The sequence below is a fragment of the Metapseudomonas resinovorans genome (genome assembly GCF_002003485.1).
Classification (GTDB): domain Bacteria; phylum Pseudomonadota; class Gammaproteobacteria; order Pseudomonadales; family Pseudomonadaceae; genus Metapseudomonas; species Metapseudomonas resinovorans_D.
In genome coordinates this window covers 29,429-47,619 of the sequence record NZ_BDMA01000019.1, presented here as the reverse complement: position 1 = coordinate 47,619, position 18,191 = coordinate 29,429, and the positions used below count along the sequence as shown (strand labels likewise).

General features: G+C 61.6%; 17 protein-coding genes. 3 read left to right on the top strand and 14 right to left on the bottom strand.

Annotation, left to right across the window (positions count from 1 at the left end):
* Positions 1–15 precede the first annotated feature (15 nt).
* The 3 genes from folP to rlmE form a co-directional block, all read right to left on the bottom strand.
* Entirely contained in the window at positions 16–867 is an 852-nt protein-coding gene (folP, locus tag MnOB_RS05565; RefSeq protein WP_077522859.1) for a dihydropteroate synthase, read from the bottom strand.
* Positions 868–876: 9 nt separating this feature from the next.
* Entirely contained in the window at positions 877–2,790 is a 1,914-nt protein-coding gene (ftsH, locus tag MnOB_RS05560; RefSeq protein WP_077522857.1) for an ATP-dependent zinc metalloprotease FtsH, read from the bottom strand.
* A gap of 201 nt (positions 2,791–2,991) precedes the next feature.
* Entirely contained in the window at positions 2,992–3,615 is a 624-nt protein-coding gene (gene rlmE, locus MnOB_RS05555; RefSeq protein WP_077522855.1) for a 23S rRNA (uridine(2552)-2'-O)-methyltransferase RlmE, read from the bottom strand.
* A 76-nt stretch (positions 3,616–3,691) separates the two neighbouring features.
* On the opposite strand from rlmE, the gene MnOB_RS05550 reads away from it, so the two are divergent.
* Positions 3,692–4,006 carry a YhbY family RNA-binding protein gene (locus tag MnOB_RS05550; RefSeq protein ID WP_077522853.1) on the top strand — a complete coding sequence of 105 codons (315 nt, stop codon included), beginning with the start codon at positions 3,692–3,694 and terminating at the stop codon, positions 4,004–4,006.
* Positions 4,007–4,027: 21 nt separating this feature from the next.
* Here the strand turns inward: MnOB_RS05550 and MnOB_RS05545 are convergent, their stop codons facing one another.
* The 9 genes from MnOB_RS05545 to grpE form a co-directional block, all read right to left on the bottom strand.
* On the bottom strand, positions 4,028–4,468 hold the full coding sequence (locus MnOB_RS05545) for a DUF4149 domain-containing protein (RefSeq protein WP_077522851.1): 441 nt from the start codon (positions 4,466–4,468) through the stop codon (positions 4,028–4,030).
* Positions 4,446–4,922: a transcription elongation factor GreA gene (greA, locus tag MnOB_RS05540; RefSeq protein WP_077522849.1), complete on the bottom strand. Its 477-nt coding sequence runs from the start codon at positions 4,920–4,922 to the stop codon at positions 4,446–4,448. Before greA ends, MnOB_RS05545 begins: the two co-directional genes overlap by 23 nt.
* Positions 4,919–8,140: a carbamoyl-phosphate synthase large subunit gene (gene carB, locus MnOB_RS05535; protein ID WP_077522847.1), complete on the bottom strand. Its 3,222-nt coding sequence runs from the start codon at positions 8,138–8,140 to the stop codon at positions 4,919–4,921. Before carB ends, greA begins: the two co-directional genes overlap by 4 nt.
* 19 nt (positions 8,141–8,159) lie before the next feature.
* Positions 8,160–8,810: a leucine efflux protein LeuE gene (gene leuE / locus MnOB_RS05530; RefSeq protein WP_107504032.1), complete on the bottom strand. Its 651-nt coding sequence runs from the start codon at positions 8,808–8,810 to the stop codon at positions 8,160–8,162.
* 25 nt (positions 8,811–8,835) lie between these two features.
* Positions 8,836–9,972, bottom strand: a complete 1,137-nt coding sequence (gene carA / locus MnOB_RS05525; RefSeq protein WP_077522843.1) for a glutamine-hydrolyzing carbamoyl-phosphate synthase small subunit — start codon at positions 9,970–9,972, stop codon at positions 8,836–8,838.
* A gap of 205 nt (positions 9,973–10,177) precedes the next feature.
* Positions 10,178–10,981: a 4-hydroxy-tetrahydrodipicolinate reductase gene (gene dapB / locus MnOB_RS05520; protein ID WP_077522841.1), complete on the bottom strand. Its 804-nt coding sequence runs from the start codon at positions 10,979–10,981 to the stop codon at positions 10,178–10,180.
* An 82-nt stretch (positions 10,982–11,063) separates the two neighbouring features.
* The gene (gene dnaJ, locus MnOB_RS05515; RefSeq protein ID WP_077522839.1) at positions 11,064–12,191 is read right to left on the bottom strand and encodes a molecular chaperone DnaJ; all 1,128 of its coding nucleotides are present in this window, start codon (positions 12,189–12,191) and stop codon (positions 11,064–11,066) included.
* 123 nt (positions 12,192–12,314) lie between these two features.
* Positions 12,315–14,228, bottom strand: coding sequence for a molecular chaperone DnaK (gene dnaK / locus MnOB_RS05510; RefSeq protein ID WP_077522837.1), 1,914 nt, complete (start codon positions 14,226–14,228; stop codon positions 12,315–12,317).
* Between the two features lie 100 nt (positions 14,229–14,328).
* Positions 14,329–14,898, bottom strand: a complete 570-nt coding sequence (gene grpE / locus MnOB_RS05505) for a nucleotide exchange factor GrpE (RefSeq protein ID WP_077522835.1) — start codon at positions 14,896–14,898, stop codon at positions 14,329–14,331.
* A gap of 156 nt (positions 14,899–15,054) precedes the next feature.
* Between grpE and recN the strand changes: the two genes are divergently transcribed.
* Entirely contained in the window at positions 15,055–16,728 is a 1,674-nt protein-coding gene (gene recN / locus MnOB_RS05500) for a DNA repair protein RecN (protein ID WP_077522833.1), read from the top strand.
* A 60-nt stretch (positions 16,729–16,788) separates the two neighbouring features.
* Here recN and fur read toward each other — a convergent pair whose 3' ends face one another.
* Positions 16,789–17,193, bottom strand: coding sequence for a ferric iron uptake transcriptional regulator (gene fur / locus MnOB_RS05495; RefSeq protein WP_077522831.1), 405 nt, complete (start codon positions 17,191–17,193; stop codon positions 16,789–16,791).
* A gap of 99 nt (positions 17,194–17,292) precedes the next feature.
* Here fur and MnOB_RS05490 point away from each other — a divergent pair, with 99 nt between their 5' ends.
* The gene (locus tag MnOB_RS05490; RefSeq protein ID WP_077522829.1) at positions 17,293–17,826 is read left to right on the top strand and encodes an outer membrane protein assembly factor BamE; all 534 of its coding nucleotides are present in this window, start codon (positions 17,293–17,295) and stop codon (positions 17,824–17,826) included.
* A 53-nt stretch (positions 17,827–17,879) separates the two neighbouring features.
* Here the strand turns inward: MnOB_RS05490 and MnOB_RS05485 are convergent, their stop codons facing one another.
* Positions 17,880–18,188 (bottom strand): RnfH family protein, encoded by a 309-nt coding sequence (locus MnOB_RS05485; protein ID WP_371579009.1) that lies wholly within the window; start codon positions 18,186–18,188, stop codon positions 17,880–17,882.
* Between the last annotated feature and the right edge of the window lie 3 nt (positions 18,189–18,191).

Genomic DNA, 18,191 nt, shown 5'->3' with positions numbered 1-18,191 from the left:
GTGCTCCGTATTGTCTTATTCCGCCGCTTGTACCGCGGCGATCATGCGTACTGCGTCGACCGTCTCTGCGACATCGTGTACACGCACGATGCGTGCGCCCTTGGCCACGGCAAGGGCGGCCAGCGCGAGACTGCCAGGGAGACGCTGCTGAACTTCCCGTCCCAGCGTCTGGCCAATCATGCTTTTGCGCGAAACCCCAACCAGCAATGGACGCCCAAGCTCATGCAGGGCCTCCATATGCTTGAACAGGCTGAGATTGTGAGCCAGGGTCTTGGCAAAGCCAAAGCCCGGATCCAGGACTATGCGATCTTCTGGAATACCCACAGCCAGGCAAGCCCGCATGCGCTCGGAAAGGAATTCACCGACTTCGCGCACAACATCGCCATAGTGCGGATCCTGCTGCATGTTGCCCGGCTCACCGAGCATATGCATCAGACAGACCGCCAAGCCAGTATCGGCTGCGGCGTCCAGGGCGCCATCACGACGCAATGAACGCACATCGTTGATCATGCCGGCGCCCAGCCGGGCACCTTCACGAATCACTGCGGGGGTCGACGTGTCCAGGGAGATGACCACATCCAGCTCGCGGGCGATGGCTTCGACCACAGGCGCTACGCGCTCGAGCTCCTCGGTCGGGGACACGGGGCGAGCGCCCGGGCGAGTCGACTCACCGCCGACATCGATCAGGGTCGCGCCAGCAGTCACCATTTCCTCGGCATGACGCAATGCTGCGTCACGCGCATTGAAACGGCCGCCGTCGGAGAAGGAATCAGGGGTGACGTTGAGGATGCCCATGACCTGCGGCTGGGCCAAATCAAGAACCCGGCTGCCGCAAGGCAACCGGGTCTGGTACTGCACTGACTTCATCTACAGGCCTTAGTGTTCGCCAGCCGGCCCGCCGATGGGGGTTTCAGGGCGCTTGGCATCTTCACGCGGGGCGGGAGTGCCGGAAGCACCGGAACCACCTTGCCAATCCTTGGGCTCGCGCACAGTGCGACCCGACATGATGTCGTCGATCTGCTCGGAGTCGATGGTTTCGTACTTCATCAGGGCTTCAGCCATCGCATCGAGCTTGTCGCGATTTTCCATCAGCAGGTTCTTCGCGGTGGTATAGCTCTCGTCGATGATGCGACGAACTTCCTGGTCGATCAGCTTGGCGGTTTCACCCGACAAATTCGCGTGCTGCGAGCCAGCGCTGCGGCCAAGGAACACCTCGCCCTCCTCTTCCGCGTACATCAGCGGACCGAGTTTCTCGGACAGGCCCCACTTGGTAACCATGTTCCGAGCGATCTGGGTGGCACGCATGATGTCGTTGGAGGCGCCCGTAGTGACCCCATCGAAGCCCAGGGTCATCTCCTCGGCGATACGGCCGCCGAACAGCGAACAGATCTGGCTGGTCAGCGCGCGCTTGGACAGACTGTAGCGGTCTTCCTCGGGGAGGAACATGGTCACGCCCAGGGCACGACCACGCGGAATGATCGATACCTTGTAGACAGGATCATGTTCCGGCACCAGGCGACCGACGATGGCGTGACCCGCCTCATGGAACGCGGTGTTCAGCTTCTCTTTCTCGGACATGACCATGGACTTGCGCTCGGCGCCCATCATGATCTTGTCCTTGGCCAGCTCGAACTCTTTCATTTCGACGAGGCGCTTGTTGACGCGAGCGGCGAACAGGGAGGCTTCGTTGACCAGGTTGGCCAAGTCGGCACCGGAGAAGCCCGGAGTACCACGCGCGATGACGGCAGGATCGACGTCGTCGCCCATGGGCACCTTGCGCATGTGCACTTTGAGGATCTGCTCACGGCCACGGATGTCCGGAAGGCCCACGACCACCTGACGGTCAAAGCGACCAGGGCGCAGCAGAGCCGGGTCGAGCACGTCAGGACGGTTGGTGGCGGCGATCACGATGATGCCGTCGTTCATTTCGAAGCCGTCCATCTCCACCAGCAACTGGTTGAGGGTCTGTTCACGCTCGTCGTGACCGCCACCCAGGCCGGCACCACGATGGCGACCAACAGCGTCGATCTCATCGATGAAGATGATGCATGGAGCGTGTTTCTTGGCCTGATCGAACATGTCACGGACACGGGACGCGCCCACACCGACGAACATTTCGACGAAGTCAGAGCCGGAAATCGTGAAGAATGGCACCTTGGCCTCGCCTGCGATGGCCTTGGCCAACAGGGTCTTACCGGTGCCGGGCGGACCAACCATCAGTACGCCGCGCGGGATACGACCGCCCAGGCGCTGGAACTTGCCCGGATCGCGAAGGAATTCCACCAGTTCGCTGACTTCTTCTTTCGCCTCATCGCAACCGGCGACGTCGGCGAAAGTGGTCTTGACCTGGTCTTCCGACAGCAGGCGCGCCTTGCTCTTGCCAAAGCTCATCGGGCCGCCGCGACCGCCGCCGCCGCCCTGCATCTGGCGCATGAAGAACATGAAGACGGCGATGATCACCAGAATCGGGAAGCTCGCCACGAGGAGCTGGGTCCAGATGCTCTGCTGTTCAGGCTGCTTGCCTTCGATGATCACGTTATTGTCGATCAGGTCGCCAATCAGGCCGCCATCCTGAATCGCCGGACGAATCGTTTTGAAGGGCTCGCCATCGTTGCGCTTGCCGGTGATGACGAAGCCATCGACGGTCACTCGTTCGACCTTGCCTTCCTTAACCTGCTCGATGAATTCCGAGTAGTTGAGTGTCTGCGGTTCGCTTGGACTGGAGAAATTGTTCATCACCGTAACAAGGACGGCGGCGATGATCAGCCACAGGATGAGATTTTTTGCCATATCGTTCAATTAGCTACCCTCTGGAACGGGCTCCTTCCTGGAGCGCAGCCCGCATGACGGCTGGTGATTAATCGGCCTAACTTACTACACAACCCCTGCCCCTGGCAGACGCCGTCTGTAACCCTTTATGAGACCTCGCGGCCTCCCTGCACTATCCAGCTCCCGCAAAGGGGAACCGATTGGTCAGGTTCCCGTTGCAGTCTATTCCCCACGGAAGCCGCGCGCGAGCAGGTATTGCTCGCGGGAGCTGTCACGCGACGAAAGCGGCTTGCGCATCTGTACCTTGTCGAACAGCTCGCGCACCTGCTTGTGGTAGACGTCAAAACCTTCGCCCTGGAAGATTTTGATCAGAAAATCGCCACCCGGGCGCAGAGTACGACTCGCCAGGTCCAGCGCCAACTCACAGAGAAACATGGAGCGCGGCTGGTCGGAGGCCCTTACGCCACTCATATTGGGGGCCATATCGGAAATCACAAGGTCTACCGGGTTATCACCGATCGCCTCGAGGATGCGTACGAGGACTTCATCATCGGTGAAGTCACCCTGAATGAAGGTCACGTCAGGAATGCTATCCATTTCCAGAATGTCGGAAGCGATCAACCGACCGCGATCACCGATCACCCGGCTAGTCACCTGGGACCAGCCGCCGGGTGCCGCACCGAGGTCGACGACGGTCATGCCAGGCCGCAGGATGCGGTCCTTTTCCTGGATTTCGAGCAATTTATAGCTGGCGCGGGAACGATAACCGTCCTTCTGCGCCATTTTGACGTATGGGTCGTCGATATGTCTTCGCAGCCATTGCTGACTACTCTTGGAACGGGCCACGGTATACCTCGTGTTCGGCTGTGCGCCCCGGAATCACTCGGGTAAACTAGCAGCCTTTTTTCGCAGGGGTCTGATTATGGCGCTCTCACCGGAGCACAAGAAGCAATACAAATCTATCGGTCATCACCTGAAACCGGTATTGACGGTGGCCGAAAACGGCCTGACCGAGGGTGTTCTGGCCGAACTGGAGCGCGCGCTGAACGATCACGAACTGATCAAGGTCCAGTTCCGCATCATTGAGCGTGATGACCGCCGCGCCCTGATCGACGAGCTCTGCTCCGCCGGGAACTGCGAACTGGTCCAGATCATTGGCAAGATGGCGCTGGTCTATCGCCGCAACCCCAAGCCGAACCGCAACCTCTCCAACATCAGCCGTTTCAGCGGGCTCTGATTCCCCTGCCAGGGCGCGCACTCAGCGCGCCCGGCCCTCCGCCAATTTCACTGGCAAAGGCTGGATCACCAGCAGCAGGCCACAGAAGGCCAGCGACAGATAGCTGAAATTCAGCCAGTAAGCCGCCTCCGGCATCCAGAAGCGCACCAGCAGAAACGCCGCCACCAGAGCCAGCACCGCGGCGAGCAATTGCGCGCGCGCATCACGCCAGAGACGCGCAAGCCCTACATGCTGAATCAGCAGCAGGGCCTGGAGCAGTGCGCAGAATCCGGCAAAGGCTACCAGCAGGGGTCGCAGACCCGCAGACACTTCATCGACCAGCATGGGTGCCAGACCAATCTGGCCCAGCGCCGGCAGCATGACGAAATGCAGCAGCCAGAGACCACCTACCCAGAAGGTCTGGGCCAGCTGCCAGGCAATGGCGCCGGCCCGATAACGCTTAGACGTGGCGGACTTCGACAATCTCGTACTCAACGATGCCGCTCGGAGTCTTGACGGTCACCACGTCCCCTTCTTCCTTGCCCACCAGGGCACGAGCAATGGGAGAGCTGACCGACAGCTTGCCTTTCTTGATGTCGGCTTCATCGTCGCCAACGATCTGGTAGGTAACGGCCTCGTCGGTTTCGACGTTGGCGATATCCACCGTGGTGCCGAAAATCACCTTGCCGGTATGAGCGATGCTGGTGACATCGATGACCACCGAATTCTGCAGGCGGCCTTCGATATCACGGATACGCGCCTCGACCATGCCCTGCTGCTCGCGCGCCGCATGGTATTCAGCGTTTTCCTTGAGATCACCCAGCTCACGCGCTTCACCGATGGCCTGACTCAGTTGCGGGCGCATCACTTTGGTCAGATGAGTCAGCTCCTCTTCCAGGGCGCGAGCGCCCTGGACAGTCATGGGGTACTTATTCATGCCTTGATCCCTGCATGCAGATCCTGCAGCCGGCGAACGGTTTTCTCGGAACCGAACTTGAGCGCTTCACAGACCGCCTGACCAGCCGCGATGGTGGTGGTGCAGTAGATCTTGTGCTGCAGGGCGTTACGACGAATCGAGTAGGAGTCGGCAATCGACTGACGCCCCTCGGTGGTATTGATGATCAGGGTGACCTCATCGTTCTTGATCATGTCGACGACATGCGGACGACCTTCAGTCACCTTGTTCACACGGCGTACCGGCAGACCAGCGGCCTCGATCACCTTGGCGGTACCGGCGGTGGCAACGACTTCGAAGCCCAGCGCGACCAGATCACGTGCGACCTGAACGGCTTCCGGCTTGTCATCTTCGCGCACGCTGATGAATGCACAACCCGAGTTCGGCAGAATCTCGCTGGCACCCAGCTGCGCCTTGGCGAAGGCTTCACCGAAGCTGTCACCAACGCCCATCACTTCACCAGTGGACTTCATTTCCGGGCCGAGGATCGGGTCGACGCCCGGGAACTTGGCGAACGGGAACACCGCCTCCTTGACGCTGAAGAACGGCGGGATGATCTCTTCCTGGTAGCCGGCCTCGGCCAGGCTCTTGCCTGCCATGACACGCGCGGCAACCTTGGCCAGCGACTCGCCCACGCACTTGGAAACGAACGGAACGGTACGCGAAGCACGCGGGTTCACTTCGATCACGAAGATGTCCTCGCCCTGCACCGCCATCTGCACGTTCATCAGGCCAACCACACCCAGTTCCAGGGCCATTTTCTTGACCTGGTCACGAATCTCGTCCTGGATGTGCTTCGGCAGCGAGTACGGCGGCAGCGAGCACGCGGAGTCACCAGAGTGAACGCCAGCCTGCTCGATGTGCTGCATGATTGCGCCAATCACCACGCTCTCACCGTCGCTCACCGCATCCACATCCACTTCGATGGCGCAGTTGAGGAAGCGATCCAGCAACACCGGGCTGTCGTTGGACACCTTCACCGCTTCACGCATGTAGCGCTTGAGCTCTTCTTCCTGGTAAACGATTTCCATCGCGCGGCCGCCCAGTACGTAGGACGGGCGCACCACCATCGGATAACCGATGTTCTTCGACAGGGCCAGGGCTTCATCTTCGCTGCGCGCAGTGGCGTTAGCCGGCTGGCGCAGACCGAGGCGCTGTACCATCTGCTGGAAGCGCTCGCGGTCTTCCGCGCGGTCGATGGCCTCGGGGCTGGTACCAATGATCGGCACGCCGGCTTCTTCCAAGGCGCGGCAGATCTTCAGCGGAGTTTGACCGCCGTACTGGACGATGACGCCTTTCGGCTGCTCGACGCGGACGATCTCCAGCACGTCTTCCAGGGTTACCGGCTCGAAGTACAGGCGGTCGGAAGTGTCGTAGTCGGTGGAGACGGTTTCCGGGTTGCAGTTGACCATGATGGTCTCGTAACCGTCTTCACGCATGGCCAGTGCCGCGTGCACGCAGCAATAGTCGAACTCGATGCCCTGACCGATGCGGTTGGGGCCACCACCGAGAATCATGATCTTGTCGCGACTCGACGGGTTGGCCTCGCACTCTTCCTCGTAGGTCGAATACATGTAGGCGGTGTCGGTGGCGAACTCGGCGGCGCAAGTATCTACGCGCTTATACACCGGCAGCACCTTGAGCTTGTGGCGATGGGCACGCAGGCTCTTCTCGGAAACACCGAGCAGCTTGGCCAGACGCGCATCGGAGAAGCCCTTGCGCTTGAGCTTGAACATCAGATCGCGGTCGAGGGCGGACAGGCCAAGGGTCTGTACAGTCGCCTCATCCTTGACCAGGTCTTCAATCTGAACCAGGAACCACTCGTCGATGCGAGTCAGTTCGAATACTTCGGCAATGGTTTTACCGGCGCGGAAGGCATCGGCCACATACCAGATGCGGTCGGCGCTGGGTACAGTCAGCTCACGACGCAGCGTGCTTTCAGCTTCCGGATCGTTCAGATCAAGCTTCGGATCGAAACCGGCAACGCCGACTTCCAGGCCGCGCAGGGCTTTCTGCATCGACTCCTGGAAGGTGCGGCCGATGGCCATTACCTCACCGACGGACTTCATCTGAGTGGTCAGGCGGGCGTCGGCCTTGGGGAACTTCTCGAAGGCGAAACGCGGAACCTTGGTCACGACGTAGTCGATGGCCGGCTCGAAGGACGCTGGGGTACGGCCGCCGGTGATGTCGTTGGACAGTTCGTCGAGGGTGTAGCCGACAGCCAGCTTCGCGGCGATCTTGGCGATCGGGAAGCCGGTAGCCTTGGAAGCCAGGGCCGAGGAACGCGACACACGCGGGTTCATCTCGATCACGACCATACGGCCGGTGTTCGGGCAGATGCCGAACTGGACGTTGGAACCGCCGGTTTCCACGCCGATCTCACGCAGCACCGCCAGGGAGGCGTTGCGCATGATCTGGTATTCCTTGTCGGTCAGGGTCTGGGCCGGGGCCACGGTGATGGAGTCACCGGTGTGCACGCCCATGGGATCGAAGTTCTCGATGGAGCAAACGATGATGCAGTTGTCCTTCTTGTCGCGGACCACCTCCATCTCGTATTCCTTCCAGCCGATCAGCGACTCGTCGATCAGCAACTCGCTGGTTGGCGACAGGTCCAGGCCACGGGCGCAGATCTCTTCGAACTCTTCACGGTTGTAGGCGATGCCACCACCGGTGCCGCCCATGGTGAAGGAGGGACGGATGATGCAGGGGAAGCCGACCTTCTCCAGCACGCCGTAGGCTTCTTCCATGCTGTGGGCGATACCCGAGCGCGGGCAAGCCAGGCCGATGTCCTTCATCGCGCGGTCGAAGCGCGAACGGTCTTCGGCCTTGTCGATGGTGTCTGCATTGGCACCGATCATTTCCACGCCAAACTTCTCGAGCACGCCATGGCGCTCGAGGTCGAGGGCGCAGTTCAGCGCAGTCTGGCCACCCATGGTGGGCAGCAGCGCGTCAGGACGCTCTTTCTCGATGATCTTGGCGACGGTCGCCCACTTGATAGGCTCGATGTAGGTGGCGTCGGCCATGGCCGGGTCGGTCATGATGGTGGCCGGGTTGGAGTTCACCAGGATGACGCGGAAGCCTTCTTCCTTCAGGGCCTTGCAGGCCTGAGCGCCGGAATAGTCGAACTCGCAGGCCTGGCCGATCACGATGGGGCCGGCACCGAGGATCAGGATGCTCTTGATGTCTGTACGCTTGGGCATGGGACTCTCGTTGCAATATTCAGGACAGGGTTGCGGTCGCCAGCTTCACGCCAAAGCCGACGAACAGGGCGCCAACGCCGCTCGAGGCGCCGGCAGCCAGCCGTTGCCGCCGGCGGAACCAGGCCGCCAGGCGTACACCGGAGAAAATCAGGAAACTCAAATACAGGGCGCTGATGACTTCGAGGATTGTGCCCAGCACCAGGAACGACACTCCGGGGTAGGCGTATCCCGGATCGACGAACTGGATGAAGAAGGACACAAAGAAGAGGATCGCCTTGGGATTGGACAGGCTCAGCAGCAGTGCCTTGCGGAACGGCTGGTTGACGTCCATGTCCTTCACCGGAGCAGCCTGCTCGACCGGCTGGCGCAACTTCTGCCAGCCACCCCTGAGCATGCCGACACCGAGATAGAACAGGTAGCCGGCGCCAACGTACTTCAGGCCGAGGAACAGCATTGGTTCGGCCTTGAGCAGCGAGGCGATTCCCAGTGCCGACAACAGCATCAGGATCGCATCCCCGATGAACACCGCGCTGGCCGCCCGGTAGCCGGCAGCCACGCCGCGCTGGGCGGCAGTGGCGAGCACGAACAGCGAGTTCGGCCCAGGCAGCAGGACGATGAACAGCGTCCCCAGGACGTAGGTCCAGAGGTCGGTGATTCCCAGGGTCGGCATCATCTTCGCAAGCCCCTCAACGGCCTCAGCGACGCTCGGCCATCGCCGCGATGAAGCGGTCGAACAGCGGAGCCACGTCGTGCGGACCGGGGCTGGCTTCCGGGTGACCCTGGAAGCTGAAGGCGACCTTGTCGGTGCGCTCGATGCCTTGCAGGGTGCCGTCGAACAGCGACTTGTGGGTAGCGCGCAGATTGGCTGGCAGGGTCGACTCGTCGACAGCGAAACCATGGTTCTGGCTGGTGATCATCACCACGCTGGAATCCAGGTCCTGCACCGGGTGGTTGGCACCATGGTGGCCATGGCCCATCTTCACGGTCTTGGCACCCGAGGCCAGGGCCAGCAGCTGGTGACCGAGGCAGATGCCGAAGACCGGAATCTCGGTGTCGAGGAATTCACGAATCGCCTGGATGGCGTAATCGCACGGCTCGGGGTCGCCAGGACCGTTGGAGAGGAAGATGCCGTCCGGGTTGAGCGCCAGAACTTCACTGGCCGGAGTTTGCGCGGGCACCACGGTCAGGCGGCAGCCACGGGCAACCAGCATGCGCAGGATGTTCAGCTTGACGCCGAAGTCGTAGGCCACGACGTGATACGGCAGTTCGCTGGCAGCGATTTCCGGATGGCTGTCGGTTTCCAGGTTCCATACGCTGGAACGCCACTCATAGCGCTCCTCGCAGGAGACGACCTTGGCCAGGTCCATGCCTTTCAGGCCGGGGAAGCTGCGAGCCAGTTCAAGCGCCTTCTCTTCGGTGGCGTCGGCGCCAGCGAGGATGCAGCCGTTCTGCGAACCCTTCTCACGCAGGATGCGGGTCAGGCGGCGGGTATCGATGCCGGCGATGGCGACGGTACCGTTCTCTTTCAGGTAATCCGGCAGCGACTGCTTGTCACGCCAGTTGCTGGCCAGCAGCGGCAGGTCACGAATGATAAGACCGGCGGCCCATACGCGACTGGATTCGGCGTCTTCCGGAGTGGTACCGGTGTTGCCAATGTGCGGATAGGTCAGGGTGACGATTTGTTGGGCATAGGAAGGATCGGTAAGGATTTCCTGATAGCCGGTCATGGCAGTGTTGAACACTACCTCGCCGATGGTATGGCCATCGGCCCCAATGGCTTCGCCGCGAAAAATGCTGCCGTCGGCAAGCGCGAGTATGGCTGGCTTAATCAAGAAGACCTCCCGTAGATCAAGGCTGAAGCAAACGCAGGTTGTAAAAAAGCGGGATGACGTTGTTACCGTCACCCCGCTTTTTTATCTGAGCCATTTCTGCGTAACTTTTAGTGGACACACTAAAGCTGCAGTTTACAGGAATGCGTCATTTCGGTCCACCCGAAAGACATCCCACTTGGCAGACTGGCGATTGTGCGATCACGCATCAACGCAGACCCAACACATCCTGCATGTCGTAAAGGCCCGCTTCCTGGCCGTCCAGCCAGAGTGCGGCACGCACGGCGCCACGAGCGAAGGTCATGCGGCTAGAGGCTTTGTGGGTGATTTCCACGCGCTCGCCATCGGCGGCGAACAGCACAGTGTGATCGCCAACCACGTCGCCGGCCCGCACAGTGGCAAAACCAATGGTCTCGCGGGCGCGGGCACCAGTCTGACCCTCGCGGCCATAGACAGCGACCTTGGACAGATCGCGACCGAGCGCGTCAGCAACTACCTCACCCATGCGGAGTGCGGTACCGGATGGCGCATCCACTTTATGGCGGTGGTGGGCCTCGATGATCTCGATGTCGACCTCGTCGCCCAGGACACGGGCAGCGGTATCCAGCAGCTTGAGGCAAAGGTTCACGCCGACACTGAAGTTGGCGGCGAAGACGATCGGGATATCCCTGGCAGCGGCGGCCAGCAGGGCCTTCTCGTCAGCGGAGAATCCAGTGGTGCCGATCACCATGGCCTTGCCCGCCTGACGGCAGACTTCCAGGTTCTTCAAGGTCACCGAAGGGTGGGTGAAGTCGATCAGCACGTCGAACTCGTCGGCCACCTTGGCCAGGTCGCCCGACAGCGGCACGCCGATTCGTCCCAGTGCCGCCAGCTCACCAGCGTCGGCGCCGACCAGGGTGCTATCCGGACGGTCGATGGCGGCGGTCAGGCCAGCGCCCTGCGCCTGCTGCACCGCTTCGATCAGGTTCTTGCCCATGCGCCCGGCGGCGCCCATGACTGCAATACGTCGCATAAAAAAGCTCCAAGCTGGAAGCCTGGAGCTGGAAACCGGTAGCGGAGCGAGTCAGCTCCGGCCACCGATTACCAGCTCGTCGTTAGAGATCGCCGAAGAAGCGCTTCATACCCTCGAACCAGCTACTGGCCTTGGGCGAATGGGAGCCATCGCTCTGCAGCGTCTTGCGGAACTCGTCGAGCAGCTCGCGCTGGCGCTTGTCCAGATTGACCGGTGTTTCCACCACCACCCGACACATCAGGTCGCCAGCACCGCCACCGCGCACTGGCGCAACGCCTTTGCCGCGCAGGCGGAACAGCTTGCCGGTCTGGGTCGCTTCCGGAATCTTCAGCTTGACCCGGCCATCCAGGGTCGGCACTTCCAGCTCGCCGCCCAGGGCGGCGTCGGCGAAGCTGATCGGCACTTCACAGTAGAGGTGCTTGCCATCACGCTGGAAGATCGGGTGCTCGCGCACGTTGACCACTACGTAGAGGTCACCGGCCGGCCCACCCAGCGCACCGGCCTCACCTTCGCCGGAAAGGCGGATGCGATCACCGGTATCCACGCCCGCGGGTACTTTCACGGACAGGGTCTTGTGCTCTTCCATGCGCCCCTGACCATGGCAACTGCCACAGGGGTCGCTGATCATCTTGCCGCTGCCATGGCAGCGCGGGCAGGTCTGCTGTACCGAGAAGAAGCCCTGCTGCATACGCACCTGACCGATACCACCGCAGGTGGTACAGGTAACCGGACTGGTGCCCTTCTTGGCGCCAGAGCCATCGCAGGTCTTGCAATTGACCAGCGTCGGTACGCGGATGGTCACGGTGGTGCCACGCACCGCCTCTTCCAGATCCAGTTCCAGGGTGTAGCGCAGGTCACTGCCGCGCTGCGGGCCACCACGCTGACCGCCACGTTGGCCGCCAAAGAAGTCGCTGAACACATCGCCGAAGATGTCGGAGAAGCTCGCCCCACCGAATCCGGCACCGGCGCCCCCGCCCATCTGCGGATCGACGCCAGCGTGACCGTACTGGTCGTACGCCGCGCGCTTGCTAGCGTCGGATAGGATCTCGTAGGCCTCGTTGGCCTCTTTGAATTTGTCTTCGGACTCCTTGTCCCCCGGATTACGGTCCGGGTGGTGCTTCATCGCCAGCCGGCGATAAGCCTTCTTGAGTTCAGCCTCGCTGGCGCCGCGCTCGACACCGAGGATTTCGTAAAAGTCACGTTTAGCCATAGTTTCCTGCACTCTCGAATTCACCAGCCCCAGACACGCCAACGCGGGAGCAAGCTCCCGCGCGGTAGATCAGGCGTACGGACCGTCTGGAACCGCACGCCGGGGCGAAAGCAAGCGTGACACTTACTTGTTTTCCTTGACCTCTTCGAACTCGGCGTCGACGGCATCGTCACCCGCCTTGTCCGCGCCGGAAGCTTGCGGCTGCTCACCAGCCTGAGCCTGATCGGCGTACATCTTCTGAGCCAGCGGAGTGGAAGCCTGGGACAGGGCATTCATCTTGGCTTCGATGTCGGCCTTGTCGTCGCCCTTCACGGCAACTTCCAGCTCGCCCAGCGCTTTCTCGATCGCAGCTTTCTCCTCGGCAGTGGCCTTGTCGCCCGCTTCGGTAATCATCTTGCGAGTGGCGTGAACCAGCGCATCACCCTGGTTACGGGCAGCGGCCAGCTCTTCGAACTTGCGGTCTTCCTCGGCGTTGGCCTCGGCATCACGCACCATCTGCTGGATCTCTTCCTCGGACAGGCCGGAGTTGGCCTTGATCACGATGGACTGCTGCTTGCCGGTGGCCTTGTCCTTCGCGCCAACGTGCAGGATGCCGTTGGCGTCGATGTCGAAGGTCACTTCGATTTGCGGCACGCCACGCGGGGCCGGCGGAATCTCGGCCAGGTCGAACTTGCCCAGGGACTTGTTCTGGGTAGCCTGCTTGCGCTCGCCCTGCAGCACGTGAATGGTCACGGCGGCCTGGTTGTCGTCGGCAGTGGAGAACACCTGCGACTTCTTGGTCGGGATGGTGGTGTTCTTCTCGATCAGCGCGGTCATCACGCCACCCAGGGTTTCGATACCCAGGGTCAGCGGGGATACGTCGAGCAGCAGTACGTCCTTCACATCACCGGCCAGCACGGCGCCCTGGATAGCGGCACCGATGGCGACAGCTTCGTCCGGGTTCACGTCCTTGCGCGGCTCTTTGCCGAAGAAGTCGGCAACCTGCTTCTGCACCAGCGGCATGCGGGTCTGACCGCCGACCAGGATCACTTCCTGGATGTCGGATACGTCGAGGCCGGCATCCTTCAGGGCAATGCGGCAGGGCTCGATGGTACGAGCGACCAGGTCTTCAACCAGGGCTTCCAGCTTGGCGCGGGAAATCTTCACGTTCAGGTGCTTCGGACCGGTCTGGTCTGCAGTGATGTACGGCAGGTTGACGTCGGTCTGCTGAGCGGAGGACAGCTCGATCTTGGCCTTTTCGGCAGCTTCCTTCAGACGCTGCATAGCCAGCGGGTCGCCCTTCAGGTCCATGCCGGACTCTTTCTTGAACTCTTCGACGAGGTAGTCGATCAGGCGCAGGTCGAAGTCTTCACCACCGAGGAAGGTGTCGCCGTTGGTGGCCAGTACTTCGAACTGGTGTTCGCCATCGACCTCGGCGATCTCGATCACCGATACGTCGAAGGTGCCGCCGCCCAGGTCGTAGACGATGACAGTGTGGTCACCCTTGGCCTTGTCCATACCGTAGGCCAGCGCAGCCGCGGTCGGCTCGTTGATGATGCGCTTGACGTCCAGACCGGCGATGCGGCCGGCGTCCTTGGTGGCCTGGCGCTGGCTGTCGTTGAAGTAGGCCGGAACGGTGATCACCGCTTCGGTCACCGGCTCGCCGAGGTAGTCTTCGGCGGTTTTCTTCATTTTCTTCAGCACTTCCGCAGAGATTTGCGGCGGAGCCATCTTCTGGCCCTTCACTTCGACCCAGGCGTCACCGTTATCGGCCTTGGCGATCTTGTAGGGAACCATCTTGATGTCTTTCTGCACGACGTCTTCTTCGAAGCGGCGACCGATCAGGCGCTTCACGGCGTACAGGGTGTTCTGCGGGTTGGTGACCGCCTGACGCTTGGCGGACTGGCCGACGAGGGTCTCACCGTCGTTGGTGTAGGCGATGATGGACGGCGTGGTGCGAGCGCCTTCGGCGTTCTCGATCACCTTGACGTTGCCGTTTTCCAGGATGGCCACGCAGGAGTTGGTGGTCCCCAGGTCGATACCGATGATTTTGCCCATATTCTCTCTCCCGAAACTTTGGATTCTCCGCGGCCTCACTTCATGGGCCGCGGCAGCAAATAAACGCTTGAACTAACAAATGGGGGCCCGAGCCCGGATTTCAAGCCTGCTCGTCAATCGACGGCGGCGTCGCGCTCGGTGCCTTGCTGACCACCACCATCGCGGGGCGCAGCAGACGACCATTGAGCAGGTAACCCTTCTGGAACACCTTCAGAACGCTACCCGGCTCGACATGGGTGCTCTCTTCCATGGCCATGGCCTGGTGGTGCTCAGGGTTGAAGGGCGCGCCGTGCGGATCCACGGCTTCCAGCTGGTGACGCTTGAGCGTGTCGTGGAACAGCTTGAGCGTCAGCTCCATGCCTTCGCGCACCGGCTTGATCGTCTCGTCGGTGGCACTGGACAGTTCCAGGCCGCGCTCCAGGCTGTCGACGACCGGCAGCAGGTCGTTGGCGAATTTTTCCAGGGCGAACTTGTGCGCCTTCTCCACATCCTGTTCGGCGCGGCGGCGGATGTTCTGCAGCTCGGCGGCAACACGCAGCGACTGATCCTGGGCCGCGGCCAGTTGCTCTTCCAGCACCTGCACGCGGGCGGCGAGGTCTTCGCCGGATGCGGTTTCGGCAGCAGGATTCGCTTCGGGGGTCTGGTTATCCAGGGTCTGTTCGTCGGCCATGCCTTCCTCCTCATAAAAGACAGCTGCGGGTAAAGACCCGCTGATATGTCCGCCTATATGGGGCCGCAATTTGTCGCTTCAAGGGGGAGGGACGATTGTCAGGCAGAAAACAAACACTGTATAAATACCCAGCCATCTCAGCGCGGGAGTCGCACCATGCTGGTACACCTGTCGATCCACAACTACGCCATCGTCGAGCACCTGGATCTAGAGCTCGAGGGTGGAATGTCCGTGATCACCGGCGAAACCGGTGCCGGCAAGTCGATCATGCTCGACGCCCTCGGCCTGACTCTGGGTGACCGTGCCGACAGTGGCGTGGTGCGCCCCGGTGCCGACAAGGCCGATATCCTCGCCAGCTTCGACATCAGCGACATTCCCGAAGCCCGCACCTGGCTGGCCGAGCGCGACCTGGACAACGACGGCCCCTGCATACTGCGGCGCGTCATCACCGCCGAAGGCCGCTCCCGCGCCTACATCAATGGCAGCCCCTGCCCCCAGGGCGACCTCAAGACCCTGGGCGAACTGCTGATCGACATCCACAGCCAGCACGAACACCAATCCCTGCTCAAGGCGGACACCCATCGCCGCCTGCTGGACGAATTCGCAGGCGCCAGCGACCTGGCCCGCCAGGTGCAACTGGCAGCCCAGCGCTGGCGGCAGACCCGCCAGGAACTTGAGCGCCTATCCCGCGCCGGCGACGAGCAGCGAGCGCGCCACCAACTGCTCAGCTACCAGCTGGACGAGCTGGAAAACCTCGCACTTGGCGAAAATGAACTGGAACAGCTGGAGCAGGAACACAAGAACCTCACCAATGCCGAAAGCCTGCTTGCCGCCTGCCGCCAGGTCATCGAAATGTGCAGCGACAGCGATGCCGGCAACGTACTCAGCGCCTTGACCGCCAGCCTCAACCGCCTCACCGCGTTTCACTCCCAACCGGGTGCCCTGGCCGAGTCAGTCAACCTGCTGTCCAGCGCGCAGATCCAGGTCGAGGAAGCCATGGGCGAGCTGAACCGCTTCCTCGATCATTTCGACGCCGACCCCGAACGCCAGCAAGCCCTGGAAGAACGCCTCGACTCCATTTACACCCTTGCACGCAAACACCGCGTCCAACCAAGCGACCTGGCCGAACTTCAGCAGCGCCTGCTGGACGAACTGGAAGCCCTCAACGCCGACGACGAAGCAGCCGAACGACTGGCCGAGGAACTGGCAGCCTATCTGCGTCACTATCAGGAGAAAGCCACGGAGCTGAGCCGACTACGCAGCGAGGCAGCAGGAAACCTGGCTGGAGCCGTGGAAATCGAGATGCAGCGCCTGGGCATGCCCGGCGGGCGCTTCAATATCCAGCTACATGCCAGCCAACTGGATGAGCCGCAGCACTACGGACTGGAGCAGGTGGAGTTTCTGGTGAGCGCCAACCCCGGGCAGCCGCTGAAGGCACTGGCGAAGGTTGCCTCAGGCGGCGAGTTGTCCCGTATCAGCCTGGCGATCCAGGTGATCACCGCGCAGACATCCCGCGTACCTACCCTGGTCTTCGACGAAGTGGACGTAGGCATTGGCGGCCCCACCGCCGAAGTGGTTGGGCAATTGCTGCGCCGCCTCGGCGAGCGCGGCCAGGTCCTCACTGTCACTCACCTGCCCCAGGTAGCCGCGCAAGGCCATCACCATCTGTTCGTGCACAAGGTGCGTGGCACCGAGGAAACTCGGACTGCGGTGGCGAAACTGCAGGAAGCACCGCGCATCGAAGAGATTGCCCGCATGCTGGGCGGCCTGGACCTCACCGAGGAATCCCTGGCCCATGCGCGGAAGATGGTGGTCAGCGCCCAGCGCTGATCCTTCCCCAAAAAACGAAAAAGGCGACCTTGTGGTCGCCTTTTCTTTTGCGCGAAGCGCTTACTTCTTCTTGCGGATATACAGCACCAGATTGTGGTCAACCAGCTCGTAACCACGCTCTTTGACGATTTCCTTCTGGCGCTTCTCGATCTCCGGATCGAAGAACTCGATCACTTCGCCGGAGTCGACGCACACCATGTGGTCGTGGTGGCCGCTATCGGCCAGCTCGAACACTGCATGACCGCCGTCGAAGTTGTGACGAACCACCAGGCCCGCCGCTTCGAACTGGGTCAGAACGCGATAGACAGTGGCCAGACCGACATCTTCGCCGGCATCCATCAGGGCCTTGTAAACGTCCTCAGCGCTCATATGGCGTTGCTCGGTGGAGTCGAGCATCTGGAGGATCTTGACCCGAGGCAAGGTCACCTTCAGGCCAGCTTTACGCAGTTCGTTGTTTTCAACCATGGTCGGTTTTCTCGAGGAATGCGGCTTTCGCAGCTTCCCTTAATGCAGGTATGATCGGGACTTTTCGTGCCCAGCCAAGATAGTGGAAGTCTCCCACCGATGCAAAACACCAAGCTCCTGCTGACCAGCCTTTCATTCGCAGGCTTGCTCGCACTCGCCGGTTGCTCGTTTCCCGGGGTCTACAAGATCGACATCCAGCAGGGCAACGTCGTAACGCAGGACATGATAGACCAGTTGAAGCCCGGAATGACCCGACGTCAAGTGCGGTTTATCATGGGCAACCCGCTGATCACCGACACTTTCCACGCCAAGCGCTGGGATTACCTCTACAGCATCCAGCCCGGCGGCGGCCAGCGCCTCCAGGAACGTGTCAGCTTGATGTTCGATAACAACGATCAACTGATCGGCCTGGCGGGTGACTTCATGCCCGGCGTGAGCCGTGACGAAGCGATCCTCGGCGGCGAAAGCACCACCACGACCACCGAAGCCAAGCCCGAACAGCCGCAAGAGCAGCAAAAGCCCGAAGAGCCGGCAGCACCGGGTTCCCTGCTGGAGAAAATCCAGAAGGAAGTGGACAGCGCCGAACCCGTTCCGGTACCGATTCCGGAACCGCTGGAAACTTCGCCGCAATAACACGCGGCAACAAAAAAGCCCGGGCTGGTCCCGGGCTTTTTCATGGCTGAGATTCAGGCGTCCCGCTCGCCCGCCCGCACCTGGGCGGCCTTGGCCGCACGCTGCTTGCGCACTACCTTGGGATCAGCAATCAGCGGCCGATAGATTTCCACCCGATCACCCTCTTCCAGCAGCCGCTCTTCCGGGTTCGGCAGCGCCTTGCCGAAGATACCAAGCGGGCAACTGGCAAGGTCCAGGTCGGAGAAATGCGCCTCCATCCCCGACCGCAGCACCGCCTGCCGAGCACTGATACCTGCTGGGACCTCAAGACGCAGCAACTGCTGGCGGCCCGCCAGGGCGTAGACCACCTCGATCCGGATCACACC